The 25,350-nt window shown below is 67.4% G+C and carries 25 protein-coding genes and 1 pseudogene; 12 read left to right on the top strand and 14 right to left on the bottom strand.

All coding sequences use genetic code 11. The features are described from left to right. Positions 1-389 precede the first annotated feature (389 nt). Positions 390-1,334: a trypsin-like serine peptidase gene (locus QSK34_RS36880; protein WP_285591387.1), complete on the bottom strand. Its 945-nt coding sequence runs from the start codon at positions 1,332-1,334 to the stop codon at positions 390-392. A gap of 271 nt (positions 1,335-1,605) precedes the next feature. On the opposite strand from QSK34_RS36880, the gene QSK34_RS36875 reads away from it, so the two are divergent. After that, the gene (locus QSK34_RS36875) at positions 1,606-2,988 is read left to right on the top strand and encodes a hypothetical protein (RefSeq protein ID WP_285591386.1); all 1,383 of its coding nucleotides are present in this window, start codon (positions 1,606-1,608) and stop codon (positions 2,986-2,988) included. Positions 2,989-3,121: 133 nt separating this feature from the next. Here the strand turns inward: QSK34_RS36875 and QSK34_RS36870 are convergent, their stop codons facing one another. Next, positions 3,122-4,045: a serine hydrolase domain-containing protein gene (locus tag QSK34_RS36870; protein ID WP_285591384.1), complete on the bottom strand. Its 924-nt coding sequence runs from the start codon at positions 4,043-4,045 to the stop codon at positions 3,122-3,124. 204 nt (positions 4,046-4,249) lie between these two features. Here QSK34_RS36870 and QSK34_RS36865 point away from each other — a divergent pair. The 3 genes and pseudogenes from QSK34_RS36865 to QSK34_RS36855 all read left to right on the top strand — a co-directional run. Continuing rightward, positions 4,250-4,387: pseudogene (locus QSK34_RS36865) on the top strand (transposase); the annotation flags it as partial. A gap of 136 nt (positions 4,388-4,523) precedes the next feature. Continuing rightward, entirely contained in the window at positions 4,524-5,111 is a 588-nt protein-coding gene (locus QSK34_RS36860; protein ID WP_285591382.1) for a TetR/AcrR family transcriptional regulator, read from the top strand. Further along, complete coding sequence (locus tag QSK34_RS36855) at positions 5,108-6,262, top strand: GDSL-type esterase/lipase family protein (RefSeq protein ID WP_285591380.1); 1,155 nt, start codon at positions 5,108-5,110, stop codon at positions 6,260-6,262. The genes QSK34_RS36860 and QSK34_RS36855 overlap by 4 nt, the downstream gene beginning before the upstream one ends. 4 nt (positions 6,263-6,266) lie before the next feature. Here the strand turns inward: QSK34_RS36855 and QSK34_RS36850 are convergent, their stop codons facing one another. From QSK34_RS36850 to QSK34_RS36840, 3 genes are all read right to left on the bottom strand, one after another. After that, entirely contained in the window at positions 6,267-6,665 is a 399-nt protein-coding gene (locus tag QSK34_RS36850; protein ID WP_285591378.1) for a TIGR03618 family F420-dependent PPOX class oxidoreductase, read from the bottom strand. Between the two features lie 492 nt (positions 6,666-7,157). Next, complete coding sequence (locus QSK34_RS36845) at positions 7,158-7,634, bottom strand: nitroreductase/quinone reductase family protein (RefSeq protein WP_285591376.1); 477 nt, start codon at positions 7,632-7,634, stop codon at positions 7,158-7,160. Next, positions 7,631-8,410 (bottom strand): glucose 1-dehydrogenase, encoded by a 780-nt coding sequence (locus tag QSK34_RS36840; RefSeq protein ID WP_285591375.1) that lies wholly within the window; start codon positions 8,408-8,410, stop codon positions 7,631-7,633. The genes QSK34_RS36845 and QSK34_RS36840 overlap by 4 nt, the downstream gene beginning before the upstream one ends. A 106-nt stretch (positions 8,411-8,516) precedes the next feature. Here QSK34_RS36840 and QSK34_RS36835 point away from each other — a divergent pair, with 106 nt between their 5' ends. The 3 genes from QSK34_RS36835 to QSK34_RS36825 all read left to right on the top strand — a co-directional run bounded on the left by QSK34_RS36835 (position 8,517) and on the right by QSK34_RS36825 (position 11,458). Next, a complete protein-coding gene (locus QSK34_RS36835) occupies positions 8,517-9,152 on the top strand; it encodes a TetR/AcrR family transcriptional regulator (RefSeq protein ID WP_285591373.1) in 636 nt (211 codons plus the stop codon). 548 nt (positions 9,153-9,700) lie between these two features. Further along, the gene (locus QSK34_RS36830; protein ID WP_285591371.1) at positions 9,701-10,798 is read left to right on the top strand and encodes a cofilin family protein; all 1,098 of its coding nucleotides are present in this window, start codon (positions 9,701-9,703) and stop codon (positions 10,796-10,798) included. 300 nt (positions 10,799-11,098) lie between these two features. Continuing rightward, the gene (locus QSK34_RS36825; RefSeq protein ID WP_285591369.1) at positions 11,099-11,458 is read left to right on the top strand and encodes a hypothetical protein; all 360 of its coding nucleotides are present in this window, start codon (positions 11,099-11,101) and stop codon (positions 11,456-11,458) included. A 96-nt stretch (positions 11,459-11,554) separates the two neighbouring features. On the opposite strand, the gene istA is transcribed toward QSK34_RS36825, so the two are convergent. The 7 genes from istA to QSK34_RS36790 all read right to left on the bottom strand — a co-directional run bounded on the left by istA (position 11,555) and on the right by QSK34_RS36790 (position 17,825). Next, a complete protein-coding gene (gene istA / locus QSK34_RS36820) occupies positions 11,555-12,451 on the bottom strand; it encodes an IS21 family transposase (RefSeq protein WP_285591367.1) in 897 nt (298 codons plus the stop codon). 421 nt (positions 12,452-12,872) lie between these two features. Beyond that, a complete protein-coding gene (locus QSK34_RS36815; protein WP_285591365.1) occupies positions 12,873-13,706 on the bottom strand; it encodes an alpha/beta fold hydrolase in 834 nt (277 codons plus the stop codon). A gap of 27 nt (positions 13,707-13,733) precedes the next feature. Next, the gene (locus tag QSK34_RS36810) at positions 13,734-14,240 is read right to left on the bottom strand and encodes a DoxX family protein (RefSeq protein ID WP_285591363.1); all 507 of its coding nucleotides are present in this window, start codon (positions 14,238-14,240) and stop codon (positions 13,734-13,736) included. Positions 14,241-14,259: 19 nt separating this feature from the next. Next, positions 14,260-15,105, bottom strand: coding sequence for an ABC transporter permease (locus QSK34_RS36805; RefSeq protein WP_285591361.1), 846 nt, complete (start codon positions 15,103-15,105; stop codon positions 14,260-14,262). Then, positions 15,102-16,067, bottom strand: coding sequence for an ATP-binding cassette domain-containing protein (locus QSK34_RS36800; protein ID WP_285591359.1), 966 nt, complete (start codon positions 16,065-16,067; stop codon positions 15,102-15,104). Before QSK34_RS36800 ends, QSK34_RS36805 begins: the two co-directional genes overlap by 4 nt. A gap of 101 nt (positions 16,068-16,168) precedes the next feature. Then, entirely contained in the window at positions 16,169-16,762 is a 594-nt protein-coding gene (locus tag QSK34_RS36795) for a PadR family transcriptional regulator (protein ID WP_285591357.1), read from the bottom strand. A gap of 601 nt (positions 16,763-17,363) precedes the next feature. Beyond that, positions 17,364-17,825, bottom strand: coding sequence for a winged helix-turn-helix transcriptional regulator (locus QSK34_RS36790; RefSeq protein ID WP_285591355.1), 462 nt, complete (start codon positions 17,823-17,825; stop codon positions 17,364-17,366). A 123-nt stretch (positions 17,826-17,948) separates the two neighbouring features. Between QSK34_RS36790 and QSK34_RS36785 the strand changes: the two genes are divergently transcribed. The 4 genes from QSK34_RS36785 to QSK34_RS36770 all read left to right on the top strand — a co-directional run bounded on the left by QSK34_RS36785 (position 17,949) and on the right by QSK34_RS36770 (position 21,994). Next, positions 17,949-18,821, top strand: coding sequence for an aldo/keto reductase family oxidoreductase (locus tag QSK34_RS36785; RefSeq protein ID WP_285591353.1), 873 nt, complete (start codon positions 17,949-17,951; stop codon positions 18,819-18,821). 870 nt (positions 18,822-19,691) lie between these two features. Then, positions 19,692-20,117, top strand: a complete 426-nt coding sequence (locus QSK34_RS36780; protein WP_285591351.1) for a hypothetical protein — start codon at positions 19,692-19,694, stop codon at positions 20,115-20,117. Beyond that, positions 20,114-21,229 carry an SMP-30/gluconolactonase/LRE family protein gene (locus tag QSK34_RS36775; protein ID WP_285591349.1) on the top strand — a complete coding sequence of 372 codons (1,116 nt, stop codon included), beginning with the start codon at positions 20,114-20,116 and terminating at the stop codon, positions 21,227-21,229. Before QSK34_RS36780 ends, QSK34_RS36775 begins: the two co-directional genes overlap by 4 nt. A gap of 87 nt (positions 21,230-21,316) precedes the next feature. Beyond that, positions 21,317-21,994, top strand: coding sequence for a MerR family transcriptional regulator (locus QSK34_RS36770; protein ID WP_285591347.1), 678 nt, complete (start codon positions 21,317-21,319; stop codon positions 21,992-21,994). 164 nt (positions 21,995-22,158) lie between these two features. On the opposite strand, the gene QSK34_RS36765 is transcribed toward QSK34_RS36770, so the two are convergent. Then, complete coding sequence (locus QSK34_RS36765; RefSeq protein ID WP_285591457.1) at positions 22,159-22,734, bottom strand: GDSL-type esterase/lipase family protein; 576 nt, start codon at positions 22,732-22,734, stop codon at positions 22,159-22,161. Between the two features lie 595 nt (positions 22,735-23,329). After that, positions 23,330-24,472 carry an FAD-dependent oxidoreductase gene (locus QSK34_RS36760; protein ID WP_285591345.1) on the bottom strand — a complete coding sequence of 381 codons (1,143 nt, stop codon included), beginning with the start codon at positions 24,470-24,472 and terminating at the stop codon, positions 23,330-23,332. A gap of 112 nt (positions 24,473-24,584) precedes the next feature. Between QSK34_RS36760 and QSK34_RS36755 the strand changes: the two genes are divergently transcribed. Beyond that, entirely contained in the window at positions 24,585-25,271 is a 687-nt protein-coding gene (locus QSK34_RS36755; protein ID WP_285591343.1) for a TetR/AcrR family transcriptional regulator, read from the top strand. Positions 25,272-25,350: the final 79 nt, after the last annotated feature.

Raw genomic sequence — 25,350 nt, 5'->3', positions numbered from 1 at the left:
ACGCCAACGCCGGCCCATTCGACACCGCGTTCGGCTCACTGCGCGCCTTCCTCCCCGTCATCGCCGCACTGCCGAGCTGCTCGGCGACGGCTCCCGTAACGTTCGGTACGGGCAGGGCGGCGCGGCGAACAACGCTTCACACCACTCCCGACCTCGTCAACGAGGTCGTATCAGGCACTGAGCACCCCAAGTCAGGGAAGAATCCGCTGTTCGAGTGGTGTCCCAAATCGTTGGAAGAGGGCTTGTGCTTCTTCGAAAAGTGCGTCCGGCCGGGCTGTCGACGGCCCTTTGCGGCCCCGGACGCCTAAAGCTCCGCCCAGCCGCGAAGTAGTGCTGTCGTCCCAGCTCAGCGGCACCTGTTCTATAGGGACCTCACGATCCGGCCCTCGTCATGACAGGCTCGCCCCGCGGGCGCCGGCGTGTTCCCAGAGTTGCCGCGCGGCGTCGCCGAAGAACGGGCCCACGACGTACTGGCCCTGGGCTCCCTGACTGGTCACCGACGTGACGTAACCCCAGCCTCTGGACTGCTGGTAGTCGTACATCCACGGACCGCCGCTCGACCCCGGCGCGGCGAGAGTGGCGCAGTCGCCGCCCGCCTGCAGCCTCCTGAAGACGCTGACGATCACGGTGGTGGCGCAGTTGTACTGCCATTCGCCCTCGGACGGCGGGATCGACGGGTAGCCCCACAACGCGGCGGTGTAGATGCCGGTGCGGTTGAACGACATGCCGTTCCATCCCGTGACGTCACCGAGGACCCGGCCGTCGCGCGGCAGCACGCTCGCGAAGGCGTAGTCGTAGGTGTGGTCGCGCGACTCGATCCACGGGCTGTAGACATAGGTCCCGACGACGGTCCAGGTGCCGTAGTAGCCGTCGGGGCCGTAGTTGTAATAGGGCATGTAAACGAGGTTCCTCGCCCAGGTGCCGCCTGGGCCCTCGTGTACGCAGTGGGCCGCGGTCGCGATGACGTTGCGGCCGGGTCCGCCCACCGCGCTCGCCGAGCAGGCGAACGGTCCCTGCGCGTCCTCCCCCAGGATCAGGCCCACCATGGGGCTGGCGAGGAATCCCTTCTGCGCGCCGCCGGCGGGAGCCGAGCCTGGGACGGTCAGTTCACGCCCCGCCGGTCCGGACGGCCGGGCCGTGGCGGCGCCTTCCGCGGCGGCGGGCAGCTCCCGTGACCGGGCTCGCGCGATGCGCTCCGGAGTCCAGAACGTCTGGAGTGACTCGGTGACGGTCGCCTCGGCGCCGACTATGACGGGCCCGGAGTCGGCGGCCGCCGGGGCGGCGAGTGTTCCGGCGGCGACCAGGACACCGATCAGGAGGTGAAGTGATCTCATGGAGCCGGACGTTAGGGACCCGGCCTTGGATCCGCCTTGCCGTCCACTGCAACAGATCCGTTGGCCTGCCGCCCAGGCCCTATCCCGAGACGTGGGTCCATCGGCCTGGGAAGCTGGTCCATCCCGGCGGAGAGCCCCTGGTCTACTGGTCCGACCGTCGCCCACGACCACCAGGTGCTGTCCCACCTGGGAACGCAGCACCACGTGAGCGGAGCGGGCCTCCCCTTTCCCGGGCGGCGCCGCTGGGATCGGATGGCCTACTCTGGCCGGTGTGCAGTCCCCGCCCCATTCTGGTGACCGGAGCGCTCACGGGCTGCTGCTCGGCGAGGGGCTGGAGCTTCTCGTGCCGGTCGCCGACCCGGCCTGGACGTGGGCGGAGTACAAGTCCGCGGTCGAGCACGCCGCACCTGTCATCAGCCGGATCTCCGAGGTGACGTACCGGGATTATCTTGAGCAGGTCGCCTCTTGTGACCGCGTCCAGGAGTTGCGCGGAGAGGTGACCAGGATGCTTCTGTCGGCGGGGCGGACCGTGGAGCGGCAGAGCGTGGCCGCCCAGTATGTGGAGGCCGTGCGGGCCAAGGGAGGCGTGCCCGACCCTGGGGAGCTCCTCGGCCGGGTCAACGACCTGGCCCTGTCGGTCTTCGTCTGGACCATGTACCGGGGATGCGACCCCGGGCGGCTGGCCGTCATGAGCGCCGCGGTGACCTCGGAGACCTGGTATGACGAGGCCGGGCGCGACGAGGAGAGCTTCCCCTTCGAGGCGGAGTGTGAGCGCCTGTTCGGCGAGTGGATCTCCGTGCTGCCCGCCCACATCACGCGCGGCCTCGTCCTGACCAACGCGTTCATCCGGGACGGCCGCCCCGCTTCGGGCGCGCGGGTGACGGTCGGCTCCTACCGGCCGTGGAGGTGGATGGACAGCGGGATCTACAACATGTGGGAGGGCTGGCTGTACGCCGTTCACGGCACCGTCGCGGAGGGAGACCTGCGCCGGTTCTTCGAGGGCGCCTGTGAGGCGTGCCGGATCGGTTCTCAGATCGCCTACTTCAGTCACGACCTGTTGACCGTCCCGAGCGACCTGGTCTTCACCGAGCCGAACGTGTGGCTGGTGCGTCTGGCCGAACACGGCGACCACCGCGTCTCGACGGCCTGGACACGGATGCTGGCCGACTCCCAATGCGTCTCCGGATGCGCGTCGGCGCCGGTCGTCGCCCGCCACTTGGCGGGGTCGATCGTGTGGTCGTACTTCAACGGCCGCTACCGCAAGGGGGCGGCGTTCATCCGGAGCTCCGAGGGCGCCCACGACCTCGATCTGTCGCTCATCTGCGGAACGCTGCTGCGTGCCATCGGCGGCCCGGAGTTCGCGACGGCGATCGAGCGGTCGAGGTACGCGGACGCGCTCCTCCACCTGCAACGACAGCAGGGTCGCCCGCTCGCTCCGGCGCACGTCGCATGGATCCTCGGCCTCACCGAACACGAGGAAGCCGACTGGTTCGCCTCCGCCACCGCGAGCCTGGTGACCCTGCGCGGCGAGTCCATCCCGGCGGCCGACCTCGCGACCGACCTCCTGATCTCCGTCCTGACCCACGAGCTCCTCAACAGCGGGCACCTTCGCTCGTATCTCGGTCTTCTGGACCGCCTCTTCCAATCCGGCTGAGCCGTTCAGCCAGGCCAATGGTCTACCGAGAGGCGGCCGACCACTTGCCGACGATCAGTGAGGAGGTGGCCTGCCCGTATTTCAGCGACCCGGCCATCCGCAGCAGGGGCGGTCCTTGGCTTGGTGGCGGCGGTCACCGGGCCTGTTCGGCGACGAGCGCGGCGGCCAGGTCACGGGCGACGGTCAGCCCGCTTCCCGAGCCGGGACGCAATCCTTCGGGTTCGCCCGTGACCACGATGGTCAGCGCTTCCTCGGGCACGACCAGCACATACTGCCCGGCCCAGCCTGCAGCCATATAGGCGAAACGGCCAGCGGTCCGGCACACCCAGAACAACCATCCGTACGGCACGTTCTCCGGCGGTCCGCCCGCCGACTGAGCGGTCGTGGCCTGCGCGAGCAACGGCCCCAGGCCGAGTGCGTTCGTGCGCCAGGCCTCGCCCAGCCGCGCCAAGTCCAGCGGCGACAGGCACAGGCCGCCGAATCCCCACGGTACGCCCTCCGGATCGCGCGGCCACCGCCATGCCGCCACGCCCAGCGGATCGAACACGGTGGCGGCCGCCAGCTCGGCGATGTCACCTGTCGCCGCCTGCAGGGCTGCGGCGAGCAGATGCGCGGCGCCGTTGTCGTAGCAGAAGACCTCACCGGGCGGGTATCGGCCAGGCACCGCTAGCAGCGCGTCGACCCAGCTTCCCGGCTGCTCCATCACCCGATCGATGTCCTCCAGCCCGCCGCAGTGCGCTCCGCCGGTCATGGACAGCAGGTGCCGTACCGTGGCGTCGCGCCGCGCGAGCGGCACCCGTTTTCCGAGTAGCTCGCCCAAGGTGGCGTCCAGCGACACCCGGCCGTCCCGGACGGCCAGCAGGGTCACGGTCGCCAGGACCGACTTCGTCACAGAGAACACGTCCGCCGGCTCGTCCAGCCCGCGGACGCCGAACGCGCGCGCCGCGACCGTATCGCCGTCGCGTACGACCACAAGGTGTCCGACATGCGCGAACCCGGGCTCTCGCAGCCGCCGCAGGGCCGCGCTGATGGGGTCTGCCGGCCGAACCTGTGTCATCCGTCGTACTCCAGGAAGTGAGGTAGGCCGGACAATCGTAGGCGATCAGGTCGCACCTACCGCTCCAGCTCGCTCGCTTGCGGTGGCATCCAGCGGCTCGGCTTCGGTCCTGGACGTCCCATGCCAGAACACCAGATCCATCTCTGACTCAACACACCAGTGTCGGCTCCCACGCTACGGCACTGTCATCTGCACCGGTCCGGGGCCGGGACGATCGAGCCGGCGATCCCGAAGCTGCGCCAAGGCTCCTACTTCCCCGACTGGCTGCTGGAACGACGACGACGCGCGGAGCAGGCGCGGATCGGCGTGGTCGCCACCAGCTATCTGCTGGGAGTCTCGACCGCCGGGTGGACAAGCTGGTTCCCGCCTCAACCGGAACCGTTCCCGGTGACCACTTAAGTCGAGGAACTCATGGATCTACCGTGATGCCTACTAAGTTTAGGAATAAGCCTAATGGTATTAGGTATATGGTGATGGCATGAAGGCAACCCCATTGACGGTGGCTTCGATCGTCGAGGCGGCCGCCGACCTCGCGGACGCGACGGGATTCGACTCGGTCACGCTGTCGGCAGTCGCCCGCCGACTCGGAGTGCGGAGCCCCAGCCTGTACTCACACGTGAAGGACCGCGACGCGTTGCTGGAGGGTGTGACGGTCCTCGCCCTCACCGAACTGGCGAGCCGGGTGTCGGTCGCCGTGGCGGGACGGGCCGAACGGTCAGCTCTTGAGGCGCTGGCCGACGCGCATCGCGACTACGCACGCGAATCGCCGGGCCGTTGGGACGCTTTGCAGCGCCCCGTGGGTGAGGAAGCTGCCCGGTCGGCGGGCGCGCGCGACATCGTCGCCCTCACCGCCGCGGTCCTCCGCGGCTATCCGCTGCCGGAGAGCGAGCACGTCCACGCCGTGCGGTTCATCGGCAGCACCATCAACGGCTATCTCCGCATCGAGCGCAACGGCGGCTTCGCTCACAGCCGGCCGTCCGCCGCCGTCTCCTGGCATCGGATCATCGACGCGCTCGACGCCGCTCTGCGGGCCTGGCCCGCGCCCTCCGAAGGAGAACGACCATGATCACCACCGCCTTCGACGACCGGCTCGTCCGGGGGGTCGCCGAGCTTGAACGCACCTCGCGAGGCGTCCGGCTCCACCGGCTGCCCGGACGGGTGCGCGAACAGTTCCCGGATCCGCAGTTGTCGATGATGGAGGCGCAGCCCTCTGGCGCCCGTCTCGCGTTCACGACCGTGGCGCGGACGATCGAACTGGTCGTGCATCCCACCCGGGTCGCCTATCGGGGCGCGGATCGCCCGCGCGGAGGGATCGATCTTGTCGTCGACGGAGAACGGGTCGAGGAGGTACGACTGGCCGATGGCGATCTCGTGGAGGTCGACCTCGAAACGGGGGCGACGCGGTTCCGGCCGGGCCCCTCACATACGGTGTCGTTCCAGCGTCTGAGCCCCGGTGACAAGGACATCGAGATCTGGCTGCCGCACAATGAGGGGCTTGAGCTCGTCGAGTTGCGGACGGACGAGCCCGTCCGTCCCGTCGACGCGAAGGGCCCGTTGTGGGTCCACCACGGCAGCTCGATCAGCCACGGCTCGAACGCGAGCGGACCCACTCAGATCTGGCCCGTCGTCGCGGCCCGTCGCGCCGGCGTCGAACTGCACAACCTCGGCCTGGGGGGAAGCGCGCTGGTCGACCCGTTCACCGCCCGCGTCATACGTGACTCCGCGGCAGACCTGATCAGCGTCAAGCTCGGAATCAACGTCGTGAACCTCGACGCCATGCGGCTGCGGGCCTTCGTCCCCGCCGTCCACGGCTTCCTCGACACCATCCGCGACGGACACCCCGACACACCGCTTCTGGTGATCTCCCCCATCCTGTGTCCCATCCACGAGGACACCCCGGGACCGGGAGCCGTGGACCCGGCGACGCTGGGCACCGACCAGGTCCGCTTCACCGCGACCGGCCGGCCCGGAGACCGTGAGCTCGGGCGCCTCACCCTCCGGGTGATCCGCGACGCGCTCGCCTCCCTGGTCGAGCGGCGCGGTGACGACCCGAACCTCCACTACCTCGACGGGACCGCGCTCTACGGAGAGACGGACGCCGCCGAGCACCCCCTCCCCGACGCGCTCCACCCCGACACCGCCACACACCAGCTCATCGGCTGCCGGTTCGCCGACTACGCCTTCGCCCCGAAGGGTCCCTTCGCCTCACAACGGTGAGGACCTACTCGGCGGTGTAGTCGCGGGCCCAGCAGACCTCCGGCTGTACGAGGAAGGCCACCAGACCCTCGCGGATGTCATACGGCTCGCCGGTGTATCGCCCGGCGATCCGGTCGACGACCGGCAGGGCCGCGTCCCCATCGAGGCGCCGCACGACGCGGCCGCGCACGGTGGCCATGTCGAGGGGGTTGCCCGCGCCGGTCACCGAGAGGGCGATGCGGGGGTCGGCTTCGAGGTTCTTCACCTTCTGCGAGCCTGCGAGCGAGAAGAAGGCGATCAGGTCGCCCTCCACACCCACCCACACGGGAACGCTGTGGGGCGCACCGTCGGGTAGGAGGGTCGCGACATGGGCGACCGTGTCGCGCAGGAAGTATCGGCGGACGTCGGCCCAGTTCTTCGTCATCACCTCAGGTTAAGAGCCCATTGCAGATGAGGCTGGGATCGGCTCAGTCTCGGGATATGAGCGTGGGCATGGCGCCCCCGGCCCCGCCGCGGCGGTGGCGGGTAGCCCTCGACGGGATTGTGTACGTGCTGACCAGGGACGTCCCGCGGGCAGGCCTGCGCCTCGTGTTCGGTGAGGAACTCGATGATCGCGGCCAGTCGCGCCCCGTCACCGCCGGACCCTCAGCTGGGAACCCGCTCAGCCCCGCCGGCTGACGGCAAGGACCCTACGCGAGGACTGCGCGCTCGAGTACGAACCGCCGGCCGGTGACGACGAGCCCACGCTCGTCGAGGCGGCAGAAGGTCGTCAAATCGCGGTGGGCGGACGCACCTGAGCGCTCGTCGGTGGCGTCGGGCCCGTGGAGGTCTTTCAGGATGAGCGTGCAGGAGCCTTTCCGTCTTGACACCTCGACAGGCCGCTCTTGTCGTGACCACACCCCAGTCTCTGGCGCGATCACGGCCGATGGCGGAAGCTGATGCGCATCAGCCGGCTGTCGGCCCAGTCTTCGAGCCGAGTCGGCCGGATGGTGCCGGGGTCGTGGGGCTGGTTGAGATCCGCGACGATCTCCGCCAGCACGGCCTGACGTTCAGCCGGGGTGGTGACCGGCGTGGCCAGCGCAGGTAGATCCGCACGGATCCCGTTCTTGAGGTGGAAGGTGAAGGTGGGATTGGCGAGAAGGTTCGCATACCAGTCGGTAGCTCCCCCGCCGGCGCCGCTACACAGGTAGGTGGAGCCCGCAGCTCGGTAGAAGAAGATCTCGATGCGGTGTGGCCGGCCGGTGCGGCGCCCCCGCGTCGTGATGTCGATGATCCGTTCACGGGCGCCCGCGGCGGGTGTGATCTCGATGGCTCGCCGGATGTGATCGGGCAGGTGCGACAGTGACACGTCCCGTACGGCCTCGTTCCATCCGGTCGGGTCTGGACTGCTCATGCGGTCTCCATCTGAAGGGCGGGCCCGAGGAGGAGTCCACCGTCGATGACGTACTCCGACCCCGTGATGAACGACGCCTCTGACGACGCGAGGAACAGCAGAAGCAGGGTGACGTCGGTCGGCTCTCCAAGTCGGGGGATGGCAAACGGCTCGGGTGAGTAGAAGTCGGCGATTGCCGCGGTGGCCCCGGCCGCTGGTTCTTGGATGAAGGAGGTCGCGATCACGCCGGGGTGGATGGTGTTCACGCGGATGTGGTCCCGGCCGAGCTCGAGCGCCGCCGTTCGGGTGAGACCGCGCACGGCCCACTTGCCGGCGACGTACGGCGCGTAGTGCGCCGTGCCGCCCAGGCCCATCGTCGAGGCGATGTTGACGATGGCTCCCCCTGTCGCGCGGCGCAGAGCGGGGGCGGCGACCTTGATGCCGAGGAAGGTCCCTGTGAGGTTGACGTCGAGGATGCGCGACCACGTGGCCTGGTCCGTCTTCTCGATCGGCGCCGGCGGGTTCTGGACGCCCGCGTTGTTGACGAGCACGTTCAGGGCGCCGAAGGCGCTCTCGGCGGCCAGCACAGCGGCGGACCACGAGCTCTCATCGGTGACGTCGAGGCGGGTGAAGCGAGCGCGGGTCCCGAGCTCGGCGGCGAGAGCGGCGCCGCGTTCGGCGTCGATGTCGGCGATCACCACGTTCGCTCCCTCCGCATGGAAGGCACGTACGTGGCTCGATCCCTGGCCACCGGTCCCACCGGTCACGAGCACGGTCTGGTTGTCGAAGCGGCGCATCAGATGTTCCTTCGGTAGGCGATGGTGAGCCGAGCGACTCACCACTCCCCCGACGGTAGGCGGGTGGCAATGGTGAGTCAAGCCACTCACCTCGTATACTCGGCCCATGAGTGGGGTCGTGACGACGTATCACCAGCGCATCGCCCAGGAGAAGCGCGCGCTGATCGTGAGGGCCGCGACCGCCTTGTTCCTCGAGTTGGGCTACGACCGGACGTCGCTGGCGCGGATCGCCGAGCGCTCGGGCGTTTCCCGGGCCACCTTGTTCAAGCAGTTTCCGAGCAAGGCCGCCCTGTTCGACGCCATGGTCACCGAGTCCTGGTCAACCGGTGACGAAGAGGATCCTCCGCCGGCGGGCAACGTCGTCGCCGGGCTCAGCACCATCGGTCGCCGCTACGCCGAGCTGTTGAGCCGCGCCCAGATGACCGACCTGTTCCGCATCGTCATCGCCGAGCTGCCGCGATTCCCCGAACTCGCCAACGCGCAGTTCGCGCATGGGAAGATGCCCTACTTCGAGTCCGTACGCGGCTACCTCCTGGCCGAGCACGAGGCGGGAACGGTACGAGTCGAAGACGTGGACCTCGCAGCCACCCAGTTCCTGGGCATGATCTCCAACTACGTCTTCTGGCCGACACTCCTGGTGCCGGGCTGGCAGGTGAGCGCCGAACGCGTCACCCAGGTGGTCGACGAGGCCGTCCGCACCATCGTCGCCCGGTACGCCGCTCCTACCCGGTCTGATATTTGACCTCGCCATCGTCGTAAAGGGCGAGAAGCGGGTCAACGTCATCAGGGGTGAAGTCACGGAGTTGCACGCCGCCCGGTGTACGAGTCTGATCGGATACACCAGGCAGTCATCGGCCTCGGGGAAGAGCGAGTGCCGCGGCGGTGGTCTGGCCGAAGTCCTCCGCCTGAAGGCAGAGGTCGCGTGCTGCAGCTCCGCGGAACAGCAGGGGGACGCGGTTTGGCGCTGGCCACTCCCCCTTCGATCCGTTGGTCGACGGGAAGCTTGAACACCGGTTGCATGGTCTCGGCGGCTCCCACCATGGCCGGCATGCGCGGACGCACGCCTCGCCGAACCAAACGGCGCGCCTGGAGTCGTTCGACGCTTCGAGGAAGGCCACGCGCCTCCTCCCCGTAGAGAATGCCGGAACATTCCGCCGGTGAACTCCGTCTACGGTCCCACTATGGTCCCGGAATTCGATTGGCAATGTCGCCGAGAGCCACAACTTTGTGATCTTTCAATGGCATCGGCGGGCCATTAGCGTGGGGCAGGCCGCGCGAAGGGAGCCGCGAATGTCCGGAAACCTCCACCTCAATGCCGATGTGATGACCGCATACTCCAACGTGGCGGAATACCTGGAGTCCAGCTATGTGATCTACCGGATCGACGAGGCCGAATCGGTCATCATCCCGGAAAATGACGGGTTGGAGGACGACGAGGATTCGGAAGACGGCGAGCCCGATCCCCGGACCTTCGACGATTTTCTCGCCGCGCTGCCCGCCGACGAATGCCGGTGGGGTCTCTGCGCCATGGACCTCGGTTCGTACGGCAGCCTGTGCAGTTTCGAGCCCGTCTTGTTCACCTGGCTGCCCGAGGCCGCCCCTTCGGCCCAGAGGAGACTCTACGAGGAGTCCACGGCGATTCTCGCGCGGGCATTCGACCGGGTGCTGGTGTTACACACGGCCACCGACCACATCGCCCTGTCGAAGGGGGCGGTGCTCGACCGGCTGGTGGCCGCCGGGCCGCCACGCGAACTGCCCGTGCCCGACCGGGAGGTCTCCGTCGGGCGGCTCGCCCCGAAGACGGGAGAGCTGCTCATGCAGATCCGCGAGGAGGCCGAGTCGGAGACCGCGACGGCGACGTACGGACACGCCATCTTCAAGATCAATCGGTTCTTCCTGCTGGACGTGGCTCAGACCGGCGGCCCGGCCGCACCCTACGAGGAGTTTCTCGCGGGCCTGCCCGCCGACGACTGCCGTTGGGGCCTCTACACCCTGGACATCCGAGACCTGGGCTCGGATTCCCATCCCACCCTCACCTTTTTCTTCACCTGGATTCCCGGCGCCGCTCCGGAGAAGACGAGAGACCTTTATTACAGCGGCAGTGACGGAACCGCCATGGGAGCTTACGAGGCGGGCTTCACTCCTACGGGAATCATGAGCGAAAAGGTCGGGGAGGTCGCCGGATACTATCTGGGCGAGGTCTCCGAGCATTCCGCGGTGTCTCGTGACGCGTTGTGGGAAAAGGCCCGTCGTGTGTTCAAGCCGACCGAGGCCGAGCAGGAGTCGGACAAGTGGGAGGAGAAGAAACTGGAGCAGGAGGAGAGGGACGCGGAGCAGGATGATCGCATCAGGCAGGGCGAGGTGCAGGACGGCGGTATCTACAACTGACTCTCGCCCCGAGTCGACCGGCTGATGTTTTCGCGTCGGGTGGGCGGGGTTTCGCGAGCCCGGGCGTGTTCTCTTTCGTGGCCGCCGGACGGATGGTGTTGATCAGGACGCGGGCGGTGTTTTGCAGCCGGGTGATCGCGGCGGCGCTCAGGTTCAACGCCGACCTGCTAGACCCGTACGTCGGAGGGCCGAACCCTTTCCGAATGCCTGGTGTGGACGTGTCAGTCCAGTACGCAAAGAGCGGAGCGTTCATCGACAGTGCCTCAGGCCAATGCTGATCAGGATCGGTCGCAGCATGGAGTGAATCCAGCACTCGACCCAACCAGAAAATGGGAAGAAACCGACGAGGTTCTGGCCACGGTGACGCATCTTGTGAAACCTCTTGCTCCTCAGCATCGTCGGGTCCTTGAAGTACTCAGCAACAAGCCCGACGAGGCCATGAGCGCGGGTGAAATTTCAGACGTCATCGCTTGTGCACCAGACGAGGTACGGCACGCCGTGGAGCGCGTGAATCAATTCTCAGAGGCGATGGGATACCTGCCATTGATCTCTGCTGGAGATGGCGAATTCAGTGTCTCTGCGCAAACGGCTAAAGTAGCACTTTACGGCCTGAAGTACGGGGTCAAGGGCGCCAATCCACCCCATCTGGCCCCTGGCTAGTCAGGCAGTTAGTCGGGAAACCCTCACCTCGTGGAGGCTTCTTCCTTCCCTTCTCTACGAGGGTCACGATTCCCCGCCCACCTCATGTGAGGGCGGTTAGGGGCCGGTCACCGTGTGCCCCCGCCCGCGAGAGCGTGACAAGCACTGTCGGCGCTTGTCGGCGAGGGAGTCGACTTCTGGGAGGGGGACAAAATGGTTGCGTCGGAACCAGCCGATCTGCCCCTCGACGCCGCCCTTCTCGTGCGCACCTTGGATTCCGGGCTGGCAATAGAAGGCTTCGATGCCGTAGTGGGAACGGACGGCGGTCCACCTGTCGGCCTCGACCTGCTGGCGGGAGAACCCGATCACGCTCGCGACGGCGGCCTTGAGGTTGTCGTAGCGGATCTTCCCGGTCGGCACCCCGCCGAGCACGTTGAAGGCGTGGACGTGACCCTCGAAGAAGGCTTCCTGCCCAGCCGAGGCACTGACCCTGTGCACGGCCTTGCCCGAGTAGGAGAGCCGAAGGCTGGACAGCGCGCAGGTTACGAGCTCGCCGCGCAGGCGGATGGCGACGTCGCCGAAGTCAACCTCGGCCTCGCGGCCCGGGAGGTGCTCTTGCGGGATGAACGCGTTGGCAGGTTCCCGTCCGACCTCGACGCGAATCTCACGGCGTCGGGTGGCGACGTACTCGCGGACCATCCAGTACGACACCATCCCGGCCCCGTCATGTTCGTCAAGCAGTCGATCGAAGATCCGCTTCGCCGTGTGTCGCTGCTTCCGCGGCGCGTCGAGGTCCGAGCGCAGCCAGTCGTCGATCACCACTCGGTACGCGTCAAGCCGTGAGCCGCGTTTGGGCGGTTGCTTTCTCTCCTTCGGCCATGCAGATTCCAGCGCCGCTGTCACGGTTCGGAAGCCGACGCCGTGCTTGCGCTGCAGCGCGCGGTTGGACATCCCAGATCGGGCATCCCGTCGGATCGCCGCGTACAGGTCGACCCGGGAACGCGGCTGCGTCATCGGTGGCACTCCTGACGTGAGCACGCCGTGGGCACGACTTCCGGCACCGGGCCACCGCCCGGGAACGGTGACCGCATGCGACCACAGCCCGGAATCACTGGCCCTACCGAGGTGCCTGGTCATGTGCTGCGCAGGGCTTCGGTGGGCGGTGCTGAGTCGGCCCGGAGTGGAGGATTCGACCGACGACGGAGCCGATGAGCAGCGAGTAGGCCAGGTCGAGTCCCACTGAAGCCCAGGTCAGTACGACGGCCCGGCCTTGCGTGGTGACGAAGACGTTGGTGACGAGCACGCCCAGGATCAGGCCTGTGATGCCGCCGACGACATCAACCTCGACACCACCTGTCCGCCCCGTGTCCCTGGCGCGACGAAGATCTGCTTGCGTGGTGCCTAATCGGTCTTCCCGCAAGACCTCGCAGGCCCCTCAGTGTTCGCTGCTGAAGAACCGTAGCAACAGCGGGCCGACGGTCTGTGGGTCGACGACGTGATCCGGCCCCTCGAGGGTCTCCCGTTGAGCGTGGGGTAGTAGGTCTGCGAGCTCGTCGGCTGCGCGGTCGAAGAAGTCCGAGGTCAGGCCTGCCATATAGGGGACCGTGATCGGTCCTCCGGTGGTGACCAGGACCGGTTGGGTGACCGTTGCCAGTCGATCGGCCGGCAATTGGTAGCGGTTGAGGAAGACGCTGTCGTGGACCAGCGTGGGCGCGAGGGCGACCGAATGCGCCCAATGCGCCGTCTGCTTGCCTGCCGCTTTCCTGGCCGCGATGTTGTCGTCGGAGGCGCCGCTCAAGCGCATGAACAGTTCGAGAACCTCCTCGTCTCGCCCGGCGTCGAAGGCGCGTCGGGTGTCCGCGACGTACTCCTCGAATCGCTGGCGGATGTCGTCCCCGACCGCGTAGGGCACCTCCCACACGGCGATCGTGTCGATGGCTGACCCGGCCGCGGCCGCTTCCAGCGCCAGCGCGCCACCAGAGGACGCCCCGAACAGGTGTGCCGAGCCGCCCGCCTCCGCGATCAACGCATCCAGGTCCTCGATCTCCCTCTCCACGGCGTACGGCTCGGTGAAGCCGCTCGCGCCGCGTCCCCGACGGGCATAGTTGTAGACCGTGAAGTGCTCGGCGAGAGCCGGCGCCAAGGGAGCGTTCTCCACCCCCTCGTCGAGTGCTCCGCCCACCAGAATGACGGCCGGACCGTTTCCCTTCCGGTCGTAGGCGATGGTGGTGCCATCGTTTGATGTCACGCGAAAGGCCATCTCGTTCATCTCACATCTCCGTTCGAGAGGTTTGTCTCAGCGCCTGAGCAGCGTGCCGACGACGGCCTCGGTGCGCGACCACCGCGTCCTTGCGATCACGGCCGCCACGATGAGTAAGGCGAGCGGCAGCCAAGGGCTCTGCTCGAGCACGAAATGATCGGTGGTGACAGCACCGGTCAGCAATGCCGCCAACCCGAGACTGGCCAGGCCCGCCAGAGCCGGGATCAGAAGTCCAATCCCTCCCGCGACCTCCAGCGCTCCCACCAGGTACCGGAGCCACTGGCCGGCCCCGATGTCGGCGAACATGTCCACCATGACCGGGTCGCCGGCGAGCTTCGAGATTCCGCCGCCGGCGATTATCGCCGCCAGCACGACTTGCAGAATCCAGACCCCGATGCTGCTCGCCCGCCTGGGCTTGTGCGCAACGGTTTCCGAGTTGTTCTTGGGGATGGTGCCCATTCGGCTCTCCTTGTCGTGTCCGGGCCTTGTACCGGTGATGGCGTTGGCCGAGTGGGCCGCGTTGTCGGAGTTGATTTCGACCAAGTGCTCGCGGTAGCGGCATCTACTTCTTGTTGCGGTAGAGGACCATGGTGATGGGACCGAAGACCGCGACGAGAAGTACGGACGAGACGAGCACCCAGCCGATTTCCCCGGCGGGCACCGAGCCGTCCATCAGGCCGCGTACCACGGTCGCCAGGTGGGTGATCGGGTTGACCTCGACGACCGCCTGCATCCACCCGGGCATCGTCTTCGGGTCCACGAAGATGTTGCTCACGAACGTCAGCGGGAACATCACCATCAGGCTGACCCCCGCCACCGAGTTCGGCGTGCGCAGGATCAGGCTGAGCATCGTCCACAGCCACGACAGGCAGAACGAGAACACCAGCAGCAGCACCACCGAGAGCACCACGCCGACGGCGCCACCCTCCGGCCGGAACCCTAGGACCAGTCCGAGCGTGATCACGATCGCCGACCCGATCGAGTAGCGCATCACATCGCCGAGCAGGGCGCCGACCAGCGGCGAGGGTCGCCACACCGGAAGTGACCTGAACCTGTCGAACACCCCCTTCTGGATGTCGGTGTTCAGCGTTATGCCGGTGTTCATGGTGATCATGACGTTCGCCTGCACCAGGATCCCGGGCAGCAGGAACTGCAGGTACTCCTGAGTCGACCCGGCGAGCGCGCCACCGAACAGGTAGGTGAACATCAGTGTGAACATGATCGGGAACATGGTCACGTCGACGAGCTGCTCCGGGACGTGTTTGATCTTCAGCAGAGCGCGCCAGCCGAATGTCAACGAGGTGCGCACCGGGCCGGGGCGAGACGGCCGCTCACCGGCCAACAGCACGCTGCGCAGCGCGTCCTCAGTGACCGGCGCCGACGCCTGCTCCGCGGACGTGGCGGTCATGCGGCATCCTCCTCGGGTGTCTCCTCGGCGGCGTGTCCGGTCAGGGTGAGGAACACCTCGTCCAGGCTCGGCTGACCGAGCGCGAACTCGGTGACGTCGATGCCGCTGCGGGACAGCTCGGCCAGGGAACGGGCGACCCGCTCGGGGTCGGAGATCCGCGCGGACAGCGCGGCCGGGTCAGCGGACGGCTCAGCCGGCACCTCGAGGACGCCGGCGAGGACCCGCTCTGCCTCGGCCCGCTGCTCGGGCGCACGTAGCCGTACGTGCAGCGAGCCCGCGCCGACCGATGCCTTGAGCTCGCCGCTCGAGCCCTCGGCGATCACCTTCCCGTGGTCGATCACCGCTATCCGGTCGGCCAACTGGTCGGCCTCGTCGAGGTACTGCGTGGTCAGCACCACGGTGGCGCCCTCGGCGACCATGCCCCTGACGATCTCCCAGACCTGGTTCCTGCTGCGCGGGTCGAGCCCGGTCGTGGGCTCGTCGAGGAAGATCAGTTCGGGGGTGACGACCAGGCTCGCCGCGATGTCGATGCGCCTGCGCATCCCGCCGGAGTACTTCTTCACCTGCCGGTCGGCCGCCTCGGCAAGACCGAACGCGTCGAGCAGGTCGGCCGCCCGCTCCCTGCCTCGGCGGCGTGAGTAGCCGAGCAGCCTGGCGAGCAGCAACAGGTTCTCCACCCCGGTGAGGTCTTCGTCGACCGACGCGAACTGCCCGGTAAGGCCCACCCTGCTCCGCACCGCCCGGGCGTCACGCACGACGTCGTAGCCGAGCACTTGCGCCTCTCCGGCGTCGGGGCGCAGGAGCGTGGCCAGCATGCGGATCGTGGTGGTCTTGCCCGCCCCGTTCGGACCGAGCACGCCGTACACGCCCCCGGCGCTCACGGCCAGGTCCACACCGGCGACCGCGTGGGTCGTGCCGAAGCTCTTCTTCAAACCTCTCGTCTCGATCGCGAGCTTTCCCATGGGTTCGATTCCTTCTCTCGGCGTTGCGAACGGATTGGTGAGCTAGTCAAGTTTGACTACTTGGCCAGAGCAGACGAGGACGAAACGTCTAGTCAAGTTGATTAGGCGCGCATCTTGAGGTGATCGGGGACCGTTCGCCACGAACCCGGATCATCGGCCATGGTGTAGGCGCCCTCAGACAGTCGTTTGCTCAGGCTCTTCGCCCACTCCAGTTCGGTGCGTGCCTGTCCCGCCCACAGTTCGGCCTGATCGCGGACGTGCTCGGGGGCGTCCCTATTGGGGTGCTCCCGCCACTCGGCCTGCACTACGAGCTCCGCTTCCAGGCGCGCGACCCGCTCGTTAACCTGCGCGATGGCATCTGCCCTGGTCAGCATGGGCAACATGGCGATGGACGCGTTGAGCATGTCCGGGTCGTGGGTGCGCCGCAGACCGTCGCGGACCAGTTCGACCATCTCGTCACGTCCCCGAGCTGTCGCGCGGTACAGAACGCGCTCCGGCCCGGAGTTGCCCGGCTCGGCGTGTTCGGTGAGGAGGCCATCAGCCGCCGCCTTCTTCAGCGCGTGATAAATCGAGCCGGGCTTGATCTTGGCCCAACTCTCCGCACCCCAGCTCTGCAGTTCGGACCGCACCTGGTAGCCATGCGCGCCGCCGGAGAGGTGCACGATACCGAGTACCAGGAGCTTGGTCGCCGACATGCGCCCACCTCCGCTCAACCCTCTCGTCTCGATCGCGAGCTTTCCCATGGGTTCGATTCCTTCTCCCGTGTTGCGAACGGATTGGTGAGCTAGTCCAGTTTGACTACTTGGCCAAAGTACACGAGGAAGAAACTTCTAGTCAAGGTTGATTAGGCGCGCATCTTGAGGTGATCGGGGACCGTTCGCCACGAACCCGGATCACCGGCCATGGTGTAGGCGCCCTCAGACAGTCACTTGCTCAGGCTCTTCGCCTACTCCAGTTCGGCCTGATCGCGGACGTGCTCGGGGGTGTCCCGATTGGGGTGCTCCCGCCACTTGGCCTGCTCTACGAGCTCCGCTTGCGCGCCCGCCAGGGTGGTGTCAGCACCGACCTACAAACGGTGCTGGTGGAGACCTCCAAAGCCATCAGGACAGACCGCGGTGGCCGCGGTGGCCGAACGAATCTGAGAATCCTAACGCTCAGGAGCGCGGCCCGTTTCCGCCGTATTCCGGTGGCACCCCCATCGAGCGCGGTGGTGCCGGCACAAGACCGCACCCTCGACCTACTACGCCGCAAGGACCCGCCCGGCCGGCGCCCGATCGAGGCGTGGCAGCGAGCTGATCAGGATGCGCGGGCGTCGTGTTCCTCGCGGTTGGCGAGGACCTGGTCCATGTGGCTGTGCGCCCAGCGTGTGAGGTCGCGGGTCAGGCGGTGGAGTGAGAGGCCGAGGTCGGTCAGCTCGTAGGTGACCGTGACGGGAACGGTCGGCTTCACGGTACGGATGACCAGGCCGTCGCGTTCGAGTGCACGCAGGGTCTGGGTCAGCATCTTCTGGCTGACCCCCGCCAGCAGCCGGGAGAGTTCGGAGTAACGCATCACCTGTGCGGTGGCCGGCGCGTCCGGCTGGCCGGATGCGCCTGCTGTACGGCCTTTGTCCGCCGCGTCGCCTCCGAGGGCGCAGAGGATCAGCACGACCCACTTGTCGGAGATCCGGTCGAGGAGCTGGCGGCTGGGGCACGCCGCCAGGAACACGTCGTACTCCATCTTGGCCTGCGCCCTCTGGGCGGCCTTCGTCGGCTTCACCGGTCTCGCCTTTCGCCTGCGGGAGAGTTACGCACTTTAGAGTGCCTACTTCCCCTTGGGAAGTAACTCTCCAATACTCGTCCAGGCAGGCCGAAACCACCAGACAGGATGAAAGGCACTCTGATGAACGCGCCGACCACCTCACTTCCCGGCGGCACCTGGACCCTAGGCGACGCGACCGTCACCCGGTTCGGTTACGGCGCGATGCAACTCGCCGGCCCATGGGTCATGGGACCACCCGCCGACCACGACGGCGCCCTGGCGGTACTGCACGAAGCCGTCGCGTCCGGAATCACCCACATCGACACCAGCGACGCGTACGGACCGCGCGTCACCAACGAGCTGATCCGCGAAGCCCTGCACCCCTACCCGGAGTCGTTGTTCATCGCCACCAAGGTGGGGGCCATCCGGGACGCGCAAGGCGGCTGGCCCACCGCCCGGCGACCTCAGGATCTGCGCGAGCAGGTCCACGCCAACCTCCGGTCCCTTGGAATCGAGACCCTCGACCTGGTCAACATGCGCATGGGCGACGCCGAAGGCCCCAAGCCCGGTTCGCTCGCCGAGGCGTTCGAGACCCTCGCCGACCTCCAGCGCGAGGGCCTGATCCGTCACCTCGGGGTCAGCAACGCCACCACCGAGCAGATCGCCGAGGCCCGCGGCATCGCCCCGATCGTCTGCGTGCAGAACATGTACAACCTCGCCCACCGCCACGACGACGACCTCATCGACACGCTCGCCGCCGACGGCATCGCCTACGTGCCGTTCTTCCCGCTGGGAGGCTTCACGCCGCTGCAATCCGACGTGCTCTCCAAGGTCGCGGCACGGCTGGGGGCGACGCCGATGTCGGTGGCGCTGGCCTGGTTGTTGCGGCGCTCACCGAACATCCTGCTCATCCCCGGCACGTCGTCGACGGCACACCTGAGGGAGAACATCGCGGGCGCGGGGCTCCCCCTCTCCGATGAGGACATGGCCGACCTGGAGACCATCGGCCGCTGAACACTCTCGGATGCGACCTCCTCCGCGGTTGTCTGGTCGCTTGTGCCCATCATGGGGTGGGGCACTGATGTTCCCCTGCTCCGTGGCGTCGCTTTCTGCACTTATGTGCTCTAAAGAAGAGGTCGGCACGCCACACAAGGGCTATCCACCGGAGTTTCGCCGCAAGGTGCCGGACTTGGTCGAGGCCGGACGGCCCGTCCGGAATGTCGCCCGAGATCAGCGAGCAGACGATCTACGCGGTGCGCAAACAGGACCTGATTGGCCCCGGGCGGTTACTCGGAGCGTCTCGCGACCGAGCAGGAGGCCCCGAACAGCTGAGCTCTTCTGCCGCCGTCCCACCAACAACGGCGCATTACATCAATTCATCTTCTCAAATGAAATATGACGACGGCGGCGGGTTGCACGTGCGACCCGCCGCCGTTGGCTGTTTAGGCGAAGGGCAGCCGTCTCCGGTTGCCGATTCCCAGGTTGGTCATGGTGGCGCCGATCGCGCTCCGGACCTCGACCTGCACCGAGCCGTTGGCCCCATCTTGCGGCTACGACGCCGAGCGGTCGGTCCGTTCAGGCGAACCGGCCCAAACGGTCCCGGCCCCTCCCGTATTCGATACGGCACGGACCGCGCCGGCGATCCTGCCTCGCTGTGGATCTCCGAGATCGACGTCCCGGTGTCCCGACTGGAGCGTGTGCGGGGCCGGAAGGAACTCCTCGCTCTCGTCGGGCCGATCGCCGTGGCAGGGGTGACCTCGGAACAACTGGGCGCTGCACTCCTTGTGGTGGTGCTCACCGCCGGCTCATCGCACGCTTGCGGCTCGTACAACCGTAACTTACAGTGTGAAGCACCACTATCTATAGTGTCACTGGAGGTTACACATGAAGGCCCGAGAGATCGCGACGCGGACGGCGTTAATCGGAATGGGGGTGTTCACAGCGGTGCCGGTGCTGGCGGTGTTCCAGCCTGAGCAGCTCGGCTCCTACGGCATATCCGATCCCGAGCCGATGGTTCTCACGCTTCTTCAGCACCGCGGCGTGTTTCAGTTCCTCGCGGGCATCGCGCTCGTGTGGTCGGCGTTTCGTCAGGATGTGCGCGTGCCGGTCGCCGTCGGCGTGATCGTCTCCAAGAGCTCGGCAGTGGCGCTCACGATTACGCGGCCGGACGCTCAAGCGCTGCTCAACCCCTTCATCCAGGCATTCGACATCGCCTGCGTCCTCGTGCTGGCGGCGATCGTCGCGCAGACCGCGGTGGCCCGGCGTGGCAGCACGAGGGGACGGACCCGAGTCACGGAGGCGGCCGCATGAGCCCTCCCCCCACGAGCCGTCGAAGGCGGGTACTGCGGGGCATACTGATCGGCGCGGCCGCTGTCCTCGTCGTGCCTGTCTTTGCCGTCCCCGTCTTCCTCCTGGCGGTCCCGCCCCCGATCGCCGATTTCCATCCCGAGGCGTGGACGCCAGGAGCGGCGATCACGATCGATTCGTCGTCGCAGACCGAGGTCAAGGCGACTCCGATCATGGCGGAGGCGCCGTATGGGCCGGAGGACATCGCGATCGACGACGCGGGCGCGGTCTACACCGGTGACCGTGACGGAAACATCATCCGAGTGGCGCCTGACGGATCCTCTGAGAGGTTCGCGCGAGTCGGGGGACGCCCTCTGGGCCTCGCCTTCGACGCGGATCAGAATCTGATCATCGCCAACCACGGGGCGGGGCTCCAGTCCGTCTCCCCGGACGGAACGGTGACCCTGCTCGCCGGCGAGGCGGGAGGGCGGCCGATCCTCTTCGCGAACGATCTGGTCATCGGCTCCGACGGGGTGATCTGGTTCACCGATTCGAGCTCGCGATACAACACGACCACCCTCGGCGACCTGCCGTCCTATCTCGTACCCGACTTCGTCGACGGCCGGCCGACGGGCCGCCTGCTCCGCTACGACCCTGCGACGGCCTCGATCTCTGAAGTACTCGACGAGTTGTACTTCCCGAACGGAATCGCCTTCGACGCCGAAGAGGAGGCGTTGAGGATCGCGGAATCGACGCGCTATCGCATCCTCGAATACTCACTCGAGACCCGCGAACGTGAGGTGCTTGTCGATGACCTCCCCGGTGTACCGGACGGAATGAACATCGACGCTGACGGCTCAGTGCTCGTCGCCCTCTACGACCGCTCCGAGGCACTCGACTCCCTGATCTTCCCCACTGCGCTGGCTCGCGAGATCATGATTCGCCTTCCCGGCTCCCTCTTCGTCAACGAAGAGAACCCGCTGACCGGCGGCGTGCTCGTGCTCGAACCGGGCGGCACGGTGCGGCATTGGTACAGGGGCCTCGATCCGGCAGCGACGAACGTCGTCCCGCACGATGGTCGGTGGTACGTCGGTGCACTGCTCGGCCAACCGGTGCGGGTCCTGCCGGCGCCCTGATCTGATCGCGGTCTCCTTCGAGCGCGACTCCGCGTTATCTATAGTGGCGGTCGTCGAGAAATGTCGTGAGGAGTCCAGCACGTGCGGATGGCGGAACTGAGCGAACGATCCGGGGTGCCGATCCCGACGATCCGCTACTACCTCCGGGAAGGCCTGCTGCCCCAGGGGCGTTTCACGAGACCCAATCAGGCGAGCTACGACGAAGCCCATGTCCACCGCCTCGGCCTGATCCGTGCCATGGTCGAAATCGGCGAGATGCCGATCGCCACCGTCGGAAAGCTCTTCCGCCACCTGGAGAACCCCTCTCCAGGCGGCGGAAACGACGATGAGTCCAGGACGCTCGGGCTCGTCCAGTACGCCCTCGTACGCCAGAAGTCATCGTCCGCAGAAGAAGCCCCGGCTGACGGATCCGACGTGGTCAGCGCCCTCCTCGACCGTCTTTCCTGGAATGTCCGCGAGCAGCACCCCGCACGATCCGTCCTCGCCGCCGCCGTCGGGAATCTCCGCCGGCTCGGACAGGACGACATCCTTGCCCTGCTCGACCGCTACGCGGCCGCGGCACACGAACTCGCCGAGGCCGAGGTTGCGCTGACGCTCGCCCGGACCGGGATCGATCAGCGCGCCGAGGCCGTCGTCCTGGTCGGCGTGCTCGGCGACGCCATGCTCGGCGCACTTCGACGTCTCGCGCAGGAGGACGTCGTCACGCGCGAAATCGGCGTACCTACCGATGCGCCGGCCCCGGCCACGTCTGATCGGCCGGCGTGACAGCCCTGAGCAGCCCGTCGTCCAAGGTGGTCGCAGGAGGACGACCACCGATGCTTTTGTCGCTTGAGCACCGCCCGGCCCCCTTGAGGCTTCCCAGCCCCAAACCACTGGCCGTATAGCTGCGGCGAGAGGCCAAGAGCTTGTCGCGCGGGAGGATCTGCAGGTTAGAGCTGCAACCGGGCCAGGGCTTCAGCCATCACCTGTGCGAGGCGCTTCGAGCCGTTGACATTGGGATGGGTGTGGTCGGGGGCGGCGTATTCGTCTTCGAGGAGGGACGGGTCGGCCTCGGAGCGGATCGCTGCGTCGAAGTCGACGAATTCGTGCCCAGACGTGCGGATCCACTCGTTGACCGCAAGGCGGAGGTCTTCTCGGCCGGGGTCGCCCGCGAGATCCGGGGCAAGCGGTGTGACGGTGGTGAGAAGCACGGTGAGCCCTGCCGTCCGGGCCCGATCGATGAGTTCTCGGTAACCATCGATCAATTCGGCGAGGGTCGGCATCTCGTCCAGCCGCGTCACTCTGCCGGGAAGGCTCCAGTCGTTGCTGTTGTAAGCGATCACCAGGTGCGTCACGCCGTGGGTTCCGAGCACGTCCTCATCGAACCGGGACAACCCGGCCCGGCCCCATGACGGAGTCGCCGATGGTGCGTCGAGTCGGATCCGGTTTCCTGCGATTCCCCGGTTGACGACGGCGATCCTGGCATCAGCGGGAAGCAGGGCTGCGGTGTACTGCGGCCACCCCATTGCCGTGCTGGATGCCCCGAGGCATACGACCACCGCCTTCGCCTCGGCTCCGGCCACCTCGACGGTACGCAGCCGTTCCCATCGGGTTCGGTGTTGGTGGCAGGGATGTCACCCTCCACCGGCGTCGATCCTTCGAACGGGAACGCGCGTGATCCCACGAAGTCGCCCGGCCGCGACCGGTCGAAGGTGAATCCGTTCGCTGACGTGTACGGCGTGGACTCGGGCAGATACAGATCGACGACGATCCCGTCGCCGTGGCCGACGGTGAGGTCGACCGGGTCGGTCCACCGTGATGTGCCGGCCGGGATCTCGATCGACGACTGCCCGTCGATGGAGAGCTCGACGAACCGTCCGCAGACTCCGATGGCGCTTCGTGCGATCCGAACGGCGCCGTCCCCGAAGAGATTGCACAGCTCTACCCGGACGCGGTTGCCGCCGACGCTCGCGGGCACGGTCATGCGGACGGTGACATCGTCGAAGGGCGGCTCGTCATCCTCGCCGCGGAAGTCGGTCATGGCCTGGGTCCACGTCGGCGCCCAGCCCATGCCGTCATCGGTCTCGTATGTGCTCATGCCGGCCTCTTCTTCGTCTGCTGTCACTCGGCCTGGTCGGCGGCGGTGAAGAGGTCGAGGAATCCGGACGGTGCGTTGTCGCCGATCATGAGGTTCAGCATGTCGTGCGCCTCGGCGTAGAAGGGTTCGGTTCGCGGGAACAGCGCCTCTTCGTAGGCGGTGAGAGCCGCCTCGACGTCGTCGGGGTGGGCGGCGATCGCCTTGCCGAGTTCGGCGCCGTCGAACATCGCCAGGTTCGCGCCGTCACCGGACGGCGGCATCAGGTGAGCGGCATCGCCGAGGAGCGTCACTCCGGGCACACGTTCCCATCGGTGTCCGTCCGGGAGTGTGTGGATCGGGCGGGCGACCGGAGCGGTCTCGCCGTCGGTGATCAGCGCGGTGAGCTCCGGGGCCCAGCCGTCGAACTCGGCCGCGATCCGGGCGGTCGCGGCGGCGGCGTCGGTGAAGTCGATGGCGGCGATCCACTCGGCGGAGCGGTTCAGCTCGACGTACGTGTGCAGGATGTTCCCCGCCTCGCGGTGCGCGATGATCCCCTTGCCCGGAGCCAGTGCGTACATCGCGCCGACGCCGACCGCCTCGGCCGCCGCGGGGTGCCGCTCGTCGGCGTCGTACAGGTAGATGTCGATGAATGTCGTGCCGGTGTACCGGGGTTCGGCATCGGAGAGCAGGGGGCGGACCTTCGACCAGGCGCCGTCGGCGCCGACGAGGAGACCGGTGGTCACGGTCGTGCCGTCGGTGAAGGTCAACTCGTATCGGCCGTCGCCGAGGGGCCGGACACCGGTGGCCTTGTGTCCCCACCGGACCGTCTGATCGGGCAGGGAGTCGAGCAGGATCCGGCGCAGGTCTCCGCGGAGCACTTCGGGACGACGCTCCGTGCCGTCGTCGGGAGCGTCGAACAGCAGCTTGCCGTCCCGGTCGAGCACGCGCGACGCCTCGGCGCCCTCGTGGATGATCGCGCGAAACTCCTCGGTGAGGCCGGCGTCGGCGAGCGCGCGCTGCCCGTCGGCCTCATGGATGTCGAGCTGGCCACCCTGCGTGCGGGACCTCGGGGAGGGGTCGGCCTCGTAGACCGTCGCCGGGATGCCGTGGACGTGCAGGACCCGGGCAAGAGTCAGGCCGCCGAGGCCGGCGCCGACGATGGCGATCGGATGGTGGTTGGTGTTCATGGGCTTCCTCGTTTCCGCACGGAGCGGCGTCGGGCACGTACCCGACATCCATATGGACCGGCGTTCCATAAGCAAAATGGAACACCGGTCCAGAGTGTGTCAAAATGAGGTCATGCAGCGGACGCGAGGAAGAGTACCCACCGGGGGGCGGGCCGGTGCCCTCTCACAAGAGCTGATCGTCAGCGCGGCCGTCTCGCTGCTGGACGAGCTGGGCGAGCGGGGGCTCACCTTCCGGCTGCTGGCCAAAGAGCTGAACACCGGGCCCGGCGCGCTGTACTGGCACGTGTCGAACAAGGACGAGTTGGTCGCCCTGGCCGCCGATCAGGTGCTCGGCCAGGCCTTCGCCGCACACCCGAGCCTTGAGGAAGAGGCTGTCTCCGCGCTGCGCGCGCTTGCCGTCGCCGTCTTCGACGCCCTTGACCGGCACCCGTGGGCGGCGTCCCACGTCTCCGCACCGCCCACGCTGGCGAACGCGCTGCGCCTGCTCGACCGCATCGGCACCCTGGTCGCACGAACCGGGCTGTCGGCCGAACGGCGTTTCGCGGTCTCCACCGCGATCTCCTACTACATAACCGGCGTCAGCGCCCAGATCATCGCCCCGCGCATCACCCACGACGCGACCGTCAGTCGCGACGACTTCCTCGCCCAGACGGCCCAACGCTGGGAAGAACTCGACCCGGCCGACTACCCCTTCCTGACACGCACCACCCAGCACCTGCGCGACCATGCCGATCGTGACCAGTTCATCGCCGGCCTCGACATGCTCCTGGACGGCCTCAACACGACCGCGCACCCGTGAACGCCCGCATGACGCCGCAGCCCCGGTAGCGCTGGTGCCACCCCGTCACCAGGTCCGAGGACCAGGCCCCGACCTTGCG

The sequence above is a fragment of the Herbidospora sp. NBRC 101105 genome (genome assembly GCF_030269205.1).
In the GTDB taxonomy this organism is placed as follows: domain Bacteria; phylum Actinomycetota; class Actinomycetes; order Streptosporangiales; family Streptosporangiaceae; genus Herbidospora; species Herbidospora solisilvae.
The sequence above is the reverse complement of the archived record's forward strand: the minus strand, read 5'-3'. Positions and strand labels throughout refer to the sequence as shown.

What these genes read in the sequence shown, in the direction of transcription:
- QSK34_RS36805 (WP_285591361.1), bottom strand. Translation starts at nt 15,105, where the DNA reads ATGACCGCCACGTCCGCGGAGCAGGCGTCGGCGCCGGTCACTGAGGAC.
- QSK34_RS36835 (WP_285591373.1), top strand. Translation starts at nt 8,517, where the DNA reads ATGAGTGGGGTCGTGACGACGTATCACCAGCGCATCGCCCAGGAGAAG.
- QSK34_RS36770 (WP_285591347.1), top strand. Translation starts at nt 21,317, where the DNA reads ATGGCGGAACTGAGCGAACGATCCGGGGTGCCGATCCCGACGATCCGC.
- QSK34_RS36755 (WP_285591343.1), top strand. Translation starts at nt 24,585, where the DNA reads ATGCAGCGGACGCGAGGAAGAGTACCCACCGGGGGGCGGGCCGGTGCC.
- QSK34_RS36760 (WP_285591345.1), bottom strand. Translation starts at nt 24,472, where the DNA reads ATGAACACCAACCACCATCCGATCGCCATCGTCGGCGCCGGCCTCGGC.
- QSK34_RS36870 (WP_285591384.1), bottom strand. Translation starts at nt 4,045, where the DNA reads ATGACACAGGTTCGGCCGGCAGACCCCATCAGCGCGGCCCTGCGGCGG.
- QSK34_RS36880 (WP_285591387.1), bottom strand. Translation starts at nt 1,334, where the DNA reads ATGAGATCACTTCACCTCCTGATCGGTGTCCTGGTCGCCGCCGGAACA.
- istA (WP_285591367.1), bottom strand. Translation starts at nt 12,451, where the DNA reads ATGACGCAGCCGCGTTCCCGGGTCGACCTGTACGCGGCGATCCGACGG.
- QSK34_RS36815 (WP_285591365.1), bottom strand. Translation starts at nt 13,706, where the DNA reads ATGAACGAGATGGCCTTTCGCGTGACATCAAACGATGGCACCACCATC.
- QSK34_RS36800 (WP_285591359.1), bottom strand. Translation starts at nt 16,067, where the DNA reads ATGGGAAAGCTCGCGATCGAGACGAGAGGTTTGAAGAAGAGCTTCGGC.
- QSK34_RS36775 (WP_285591349.1), top strand. Translation starts at nt 20,114, where the DNA reads ATGAGCCCTCCCCCCACGAGCCGTCGAAGGCGGGTACTGCGGGGCATA.
- QSK34_RS36860 (WP_285591382.1), top strand. Translation starts at nt 4,524, where the DNA reads ATGAAGGCAACCCCATTGACGGTGGCTTCGATCGTCGAGGCGGCCGCC.
- QSK34_RS36845 (WP_285591376.1), bottom strand. Translation starts at nt 7,634, where the DNA reads ATGAGCAGTCCAGACCCGACCGGATGGAACGAGGCCGTACGGGACGTG.
- QSK34_RS36830 (WP_285591371.1), top strand. Translation starts at nt 9,701, where the DNA reads ATGTCCGGAAACCTCCACCTCAATGCCGATGTGATGACCGCATACTCC.
- QSK34_RS36795 (WP_285591357.1), bottom strand. Translation starts at nt 16,762, where the DNA reads ATGTCGGCGACCAAGCTCCTGGTACTCGGTATCGTGCACCTCTCCGGC.
- QSK34_RS36840 (WP_285591375.1), bottom strand. Translation starts at nt 8,410, where the DNA reads ATGCGCCGCTTCGACAACCAGACCGTGCTCGTGACCGGTGGGACCGGT.
- QSK34_RS36855 (WP_285591380.1), top strand. Translation starts at nt 5,108, where the DNA reads ATGATCACCACCGCCTTCGACGACCGGCTCGTCCGGGGGGTCGCCGAG.
- QSK34_RS36780 (WP_285591351.1), top strand. Translation starts at nt 19,692, where the DNA reads ATGAAGGCCCGAGAGATCGCGACGCGGACGGCGTTAATCGGAATGGGG.
- QSK34_RS36850 (WP_285591378.1), bottom strand. Translation starts at nt 6,665, where the DNA reads ATGACGAAGAACTGGGCCGACGTCCGCCGATACTTCCTGCGCGACACG.
- QSK34_RS36785 (WP_285591353.1), top strand. Translation starts at nt 17,949, where the DNA reads ATGAACGCGCCGACCACCTCACTTCCCGGCGGCACCTGGACCCTAGGC.
- QSK34_RS36765 (WP_285591457.1), bottom strand. Translation starts at nt 22,734, where the DNA reads ATGGGGTGGCCGCAGTACACCGCAGCCCTGCTTCCCGCTGATGCCAGG.